Raw genomic sequence first — 5,714 nt, forward strand, 5'->3', positions numbered from 1 at the left:
GCCGCCGGCAGGCCGGCGGCGGCGAGTGAGCGGCGCACCGCGGGCTGCACCCGGGTCAACCGCAGCGGTACCCCGGTCCGGGCCGCCGCCTCCCGGCCGGCCATCAGCGCGGCGATCCCGCCCGCATCGAAGCCGCCCGCGCCGACCAGGTCGACCACCACCTCGCGGGGCTGTCCGGTCACCGCCTTCAGCATCGCCTTGCGGAGCTGGTCCGCGCCGTCCCGGTCGACCTCGCCGCCGACCTCGACGACCACCCGGTCGCCGTTCTGCTTGACCGAGATCCTCGACTTCGCCGGCTCGGACTCGGCCGCGCCGTTCTGCCACGGCGGCGGGGCGTCGGCGAGCATCGCCTGCCGCAGCCAGGTCAGCGCGCGGGAGAGCAGCCGGGAGACGTGCATCTGGGAGATGCCGAACCGGGCCGCGATCTCAGCCTGGGTCTGGTTGCCGTAGAAGCGCATGGCCAGGATGCGCCGCTCCCGCCAGGGCAGGCGGTGCAGCAGGCCGGCGACGGTCACCCGGTCGTCGACCGATTCCAGCGCGTTGTCCGACTCGCCCACCAGATCGCCGAACTCGGCGGAGCTCTCCCCACCGACCGGCGCGTTCAGCGAGGCCGGGCTGTAGCCGGCGGCCGACTCCAGGGCGGCGAGGATCTCCTCCTCCGGCGTCTCCAGCCGCTCGGCCAGCTCGGCCACGCTCGGCGCCCGCGACAGCTCGCTGGTCAGCGCCGCGGTCGCCTGCCCGACCTCCAGGATCAGGTCCCGCAACCGGCGGGGCACGTGCACGCCCCAGGTGCGGTCCCGGAAATGCCGTTTGATCTCACCGACGATGGTGATCGCCGCGTACGCGGTGAAGGAGCCCCGTTCCGGGTCGTACCGGTCGACGGCGTTGACCAGGCCGAGGCGGGCCACCTGCTCCAGGTCCTCCAGCGGTTCCCCACGGCCCCGGTAGCGGCGGGCCAGCCGGCCGGCGAAGGGCAGCGCGAACCGGACGAGATCGTCCCGCGCCTCCTGCCGCCGCTCGGGTGGCAGCCCCTCGATCCGTGCCGCGTACGCCAGGGCCGCCGCGTCGAGGTCCTCCAGGCCCCGCTCGGTGGGTGGTGGTGTGGGTGTGGTGGTCTGTCCGAACATCCGCGCCTCCCTCAGGAAGGTGTCCCCCGCCCGGATTGGGAAGACCGGTCGTGCGCGTGGTCGGGCCACGCACCGGGCCGGAAATGGGTTACGTGACGGAACGCCAGGAACGGTCGACGGGCTCGCCACACGGCGTCGTGGGCCGTCGCAGCGAGCGGTGTTCCCGCTCCGTAGGTACTCAATCACGGACCGCAGGATCGCGAGGATGTTTCGCCGTTGTTGGTGGCGGGCGGCCTCAGGAGACCAGCAACCCCTGGGGGGCGCCCGCGTCGCGGAGGGTCGCGAGGGCCTCGGCCATCGCCAGCGGCGGTGGCACCGGCAGGTCGTACGGCTGGTTGCGCAACACCTCCGTGGCACGCCGGGTCGGCACCTGGCTGACCGGGTAGCCGCGCGCCGAGCCCCGGTCCAGCGCCCGCCGACGGCGCCCGATGGCCGGGGTGGGCACCAGGATGCCGGCGGCGCCCGCCGCCGCGGCGGCGCTCATGTCCGCGCCGATGTCCCCGACCATCACGCACCGGGCCGGGGTGGTGCCGAGGGCCCGGGCGGCCGCGTGCACCAGGCCCGGGGCCGGCTTGCGGCAGGCGCACCCGTCGGGCGCCCCGTGCGGGCAGATCTGCCAGCTGTCGAACGGCCCGAGCAGCTCCTCCACCCGGGCGTTGACCCGGCGCAGGTCCTCGGTGGTGAAGCAGCCCCGGGCCAGGCCGGACTGGTTGCTCACCACCGCCAGGCGCAGGCCCGCCGCGCGCAGCCGGTTTACGGCCTCCCGCGCGCCGGGCATCGGGCGGACCTTCTCCGGGTCGCCGTTGTAGGGCACGTCCTCGATGAGCGTGCCGTCCCGATCCAGCAGGACCGCGTCGTACAGGCCGGACGCGAGCCGGTCAGCACCCGGGTCAACCCGGGCTGACCTGCACTGATCCCGCTCGTGGTCCCGTCGCACGGGCGGCGGGTTCCCGACCCCCCGGGGAGTAAACATCAACTTCGGCGGAGCCGCCTCCGCCGGTGCTCACCGGGCCGGTCGGTGCCGCGCCGCGCCGGTCCGGTCCGGCGATACCCGCCGCTCCCGAGAAGCTAACCCGGCCGGCTCGTTAAGGGCGGACCCGCCGGGGGTACGGGATACCGGTGGCGATTGTGGAGAAAGTGATCGACGCGCCCCCGCAGCAGGTCTTCGACGTGCTCGCCGACGGGTGGACGTACAGCGACTGGGTGGTGGGCACGGCGCACGTCCGGGACGTGGACGAGGCCTGGCCGCGGGTGGGCACCCAGCTGCACCACCGGGCCGGGCCCTGGCCGTTCTCGTTGCAGGACGCCTCCACCGTGCTGGCCTGCGAGGCCCCGCACCGGCTGGTGCTCCGGGCGGGGTTGTGGCCGGCGGGCGAGGCGACGGTCGCCTTCACGCTGGAGCCGCTGCCGGAGGACCGGACCCGGGTCACCATCGAGGAGGACTTCGCGGCGGGGCCGCTGCGCTGGCTCCGGACCAAGCTCAACGACCTGGTGCTGCACCTGCGTAACAAGGAGACGTTGAACCGGCTCTCGGACATCGCCACCCGGCAGAAAGCGGACCGCTGACGCTCCACGACGCTCCGTAGGGGCGTCCGTGCCGACGCCGATGAGGGGACTGGCTACCCTCTCAGGTGAACCTGTCGGCCGACCGAGGAAGTCCGTGATGATCGAACCCGTGCAGTTGCCCGCCCCGTGGCGCGACGCACGCCTGACCGTCGTCGTTCCCACCTACAACGAGGCGGGCAACCTCCCGGTGCTGGTCGAGCGGCTTCTCGCCCTGCCGCTGCCGGGCCTGAAGGTGCTCGTGGCGGACGACAACTCCCCGGACGGGACCGGCGAGGTGGCCGACAAGCTGGCCATCGAGCACCCGGAGCGGGTGACGGTGGTGCACCGTCCCGGCAAGGAGGGCCTGGGCCGGGCGTACGTGGACGGGATCGGCCGGGCGCTCGCCGACGGCGCGGACTTCGTCGCGCAGATGGACGCCGACCTGTCGCACCCGCCGGAGGCGCTGCCCGGCATGCTCGGCGCGCTGCTCTCCACCCAGGCCGGCGTGGTCATCGGCTCCCGGTACGTGCCCGGCGGCGAGCTCGACGCGAACTGGCCGCTGTACCGGCGCGCGCTGAGCGGCTGGGCCAACCTCTACGTGCACACGCTGCTCCAGGTGCGGATCCGCGACCTGACCGCCGGCTTCAAGATCTGGCGGGCGGACGCGCTGCGCGACATCGGCCTCGACCGGGTGCAGTCCAACGGCTACAGCTTCCAGGTGGAGATGCACTACCTGGCCACGAAGCGGGGCCACACCATCCTGGAGGTGCCGATCCGGTTCGAGGAGCGGCGCGAGGGGCTGTCGAAGATGACCACCGCCACCAAGATCGAAAGCGCGCTGATGCCGTTCAAGCTGCGGGCCAAGCACCGCAATCTGGACCGCTGACCCCGACCCGCTTTAAACGGCCCGCCCGGTTCTTCACCGACAGTGACGAACCCGGGCGGGCCGTTGTCATCGCCCGCCGCCTTTGCTCTGCTTCAGCGGACGCAACACCGCACCGACCTGGCGATTCCCGCCCACGCACGGCGCGTCGGCCGGTCACCGGCCATCACCATCTGTAACTGTTGCGCGGGTTGAAGCAGAGCAAAGGCGCGCACGAGGTCTCGGCTGGGGTCCGCCGACCGGATCGGCACGACGCCGACGCCGCTCCGCGAGGTGGGGCCACCCGGGCTCAGCGGTAGACCGCCCGGTGCGCCACGTCGATGACGCCCGCGTACAGATCCCCGGTGAGGGCGCGGTCGCGGGCCAGGGCGGCCCGGGCGGCGTTGGCGCCGGGCGCGCCGTGCACCCCGCCGCCGGGATGCGCCGACGAGCTGGCCAGGAAGAGCCGGTCCACCGGGGTGTCCGCCCGCCCGAGGCCGGGGATCGGCCGCAGGAAGAGCTGCTGGTACGCGGCCGCCGTGCCGCCGCCGAGCGCCCCGCCCACCAGGCTCGGGTCGCCGGCCTCCAGGTCGGCCGGCCCGGCCACGTGCCGCCCGACGATCAGCGAACGGAAGCCCGGAGCGGCCTCCTCCAGCACCTCCTCCATCCGCGCCACGTGGGCGGTGACCTCCTCGGCCCGCCAGTGTCGGCGGAAGGGCAGGTGGGTGTAGGACCAGAGCGACTCGGTGCCCGGCGGCGAGTGGCTCGGGTCGGCCACCGACATCTGCCCAACCAGCAGGAACGGGTCCCGCGGCACCTCGCCCCGGGCCAGCGCCGCCGAGTACGTGGTCAGCCCGTTCAGGTCCGCGCCGAGGTGCACGGTGCCCGCGCCGGCCACCGCCCCGTTCCGCCACGGCACCGGCGCCGACAGCGCCCAGTCCACCTTCAGCGTCGAGCCGTCCCACCGGAAGTGCGCCAGGTCCTCGACCAGCCGGGGTGGCAGCGCCGCCGCGCCCACCAGGTCCAGGTAGAGCGCGGGGGCGGGCACGTCGGCGACGACCGCCCGGCGGGCCCGCCAGGCGGCGCCGCCCACGGTGCGGACCCCCATCGCCCGGCCCCGGGCGGTGAGCACCCGGTCGACCCGGGCGCCGTAGTCGATCCGGCCACCCCGCTCGACCAGCCGGGCCACCAGCGCATCGGTGATCTTCTGCGCGCCGCCGACCGGCACCGGCCAGCCGACCTGCTGGCCCAGCATGGCGAGCAGCCAGCCGTACACTCCGGAGCCGGCCTCCTCGGGAGACAGGTCGGTGTGCAGCGCGCAGCCGGCGAGCAGCGCGGGTCCGCCCTCCCCCTGGAAGAGTTCCGCGCCGAGCTTGCGGACCGGCACCACGAGCCGGCGGGCCAGCCGCAGCGCCCCGGACACCCGGAGCCGGCGCAGCAGCCCCAGCCCGCCCCGGACCGGCGGGAAGGGCGTGGTGATGGTCTCCAGCATCGGCTCGGCCACCTCGCACCAGTCGGCGTACGCCCGCCGCCAGCGGTCCCCGTCGCCGGGGGCGAACCCCTCCAGCGAGGCGGCGGTGGCGGCGAGGTCCCGGTTGACCACGGCCGCCCGGCCGTCCGGGAGCAGGTGGGCCAGCACGTCCGGGGCGTGGGTCCAACGCAGCCCGTACCGGTCGAGGTCGAGCCGACGCAGCACCGGCGAGGCGTACCCCAGGGGATAGAAGGAGCTGTAGAGGTCGCTCAGGTACCCGGGCGCGGTCACCTCGGCCGAGCGCACCGCCCCGCCGGGGGTCTGGGTCGCCTCCAGCACCAGGACGTCCCAGCCGGCGTCGGCCAGCAGGTTCGCGGCGACGAGACCGTTGTGACCGGCCCCGACGACGACGGCGTCGGCGGTCGACATCATCCGAGCCGCCTACCCGGCCGGTTACCGGACGAAACGCGTTTGCCTCGGCCGGGTCGGGGCACTCCCCGACCCATGTACACGGTTGCGCAGCTCATAGGTGGAGTGTGGGGCGCGGGTGGCGAGGGAGGCGAACTGGTCGTACACGATCCGGCCGACGGTTCCCCGGTGACCACCGTGCCGGTGGCGACGGCGGACGAGGTGGGGAAGGCGGTCGAGGCCGCCCGGGGCGTGGCGACGGAGTGGGCGGCGACCGACCCGGCGGCGCGCGCCGCGGCGC

Annotated in this window: 5 protein-coding genes and 1 pseudogene; 3 read left to right on the plus strand and 3 right to left on the minus strand. The window is 74.5% G+C overall.

The genetic code is table 11. The annotated features are described in order from the left end of the window. The coding region (locus ACWEVO_RS28430; RefSeq protein WP_452310558.1) for a SigB/SigF/SigG family RNA polymerase sigma factor at positions 1 to 1,127 on the minus strand (1,127 nt) is incomplete at its 3' end. Between the two features lie 350 nt (positions 1,128 to 1,477). Next, positions 1,478 to 2,100 (minus strand): annotated as a pseudogene (locus ACWEVO_RS28435) (D-glycero-alpha-D-manno-heptose-1,7-bisphosphate 7-phosphatase); the annotation flags it as partial. Positions 2,101 to 2,246: 146 nt separating this feature from the next. On the opposite strand from ACWEVO_RS28435, the gene ACWEVO_RS28440 reads away from it, so the two are divergent. Further along, entirely contained in the window at positions 2,247 to 2,693 is a 447-nt protein-coding gene (locus ACWEVO_RS28440) for an SRPBCC family protein (RefSeq protein ID WP_452310559.1), read from the plus strand. Between the two features lie 97 nt (positions 2,694 to 2,790). Next, positions 2,791 to 3,558, plus strand: a complete 768-nt coding sequence (locus tag ACWEVO_RS28445; RefSeq protein WP_452310560.1) for a polyprenol monophosphomannose synthase — start codon at positions 2,791 to 2,793, stop codon at positions 3,556 to 3,558. A 286-nt stretch (positions 3,559 to 3,844) separates the two neighbouring features. On the opposite strand, the gene ACWEVO_RS28450 is transcribed toward ACWEVO_RS28445, so the two are convergent. Continuing rightward, positions 3,845 to 5,434 carry a phytoene desaturase family protein gene (locus ACWEVO_RS28450; RefSeq protein WP_452310562.1) on the minus strand — a complete coding sequence of 530 codons (1,590 nt, stop codon included), beginning with the start codon at positions 5,432 to 5,434 and terminating at the stop codon, positions 3,845 to 3,847. 75 nt (positions 5,435 to 5,509) lie between these two features. Between ACWEVO_RS28450 and ACWEVO_RS28455 the strand changes: the two genes are divergently transcribed. After that, positions 5,510 to 5,714, plus strand: a 205-nt coding sequence (locus ACWEVO_RS28455) for an aldehyde dehydrogenase family protein (RefSeq protein ID WP_452310561.1), incomplete at its 3' end; no start/stop codon positions are given.

This window comes from Micromonospora sp. NPDC003776 (assembly GCF_053605645.1).

Bases quoted from the DNA above. Each gene is read 5' to 3' on its own strand.
- ACWEVO_RS28450 (WP_452310562.1), bottom strand. From the start codon at position 5,434: ATGTCGACCGCCGACGCCGTCGTCGTCGGGGCCGGTCACAACGGTCTC.
- ACWEVO_RS28445 (WP_452310560.1), top strand. From the start codon at position 2,791: ATGATCGAACCCGTGCAGTTGCCCGCCCCGTGGCGCGACGCACGCCTG.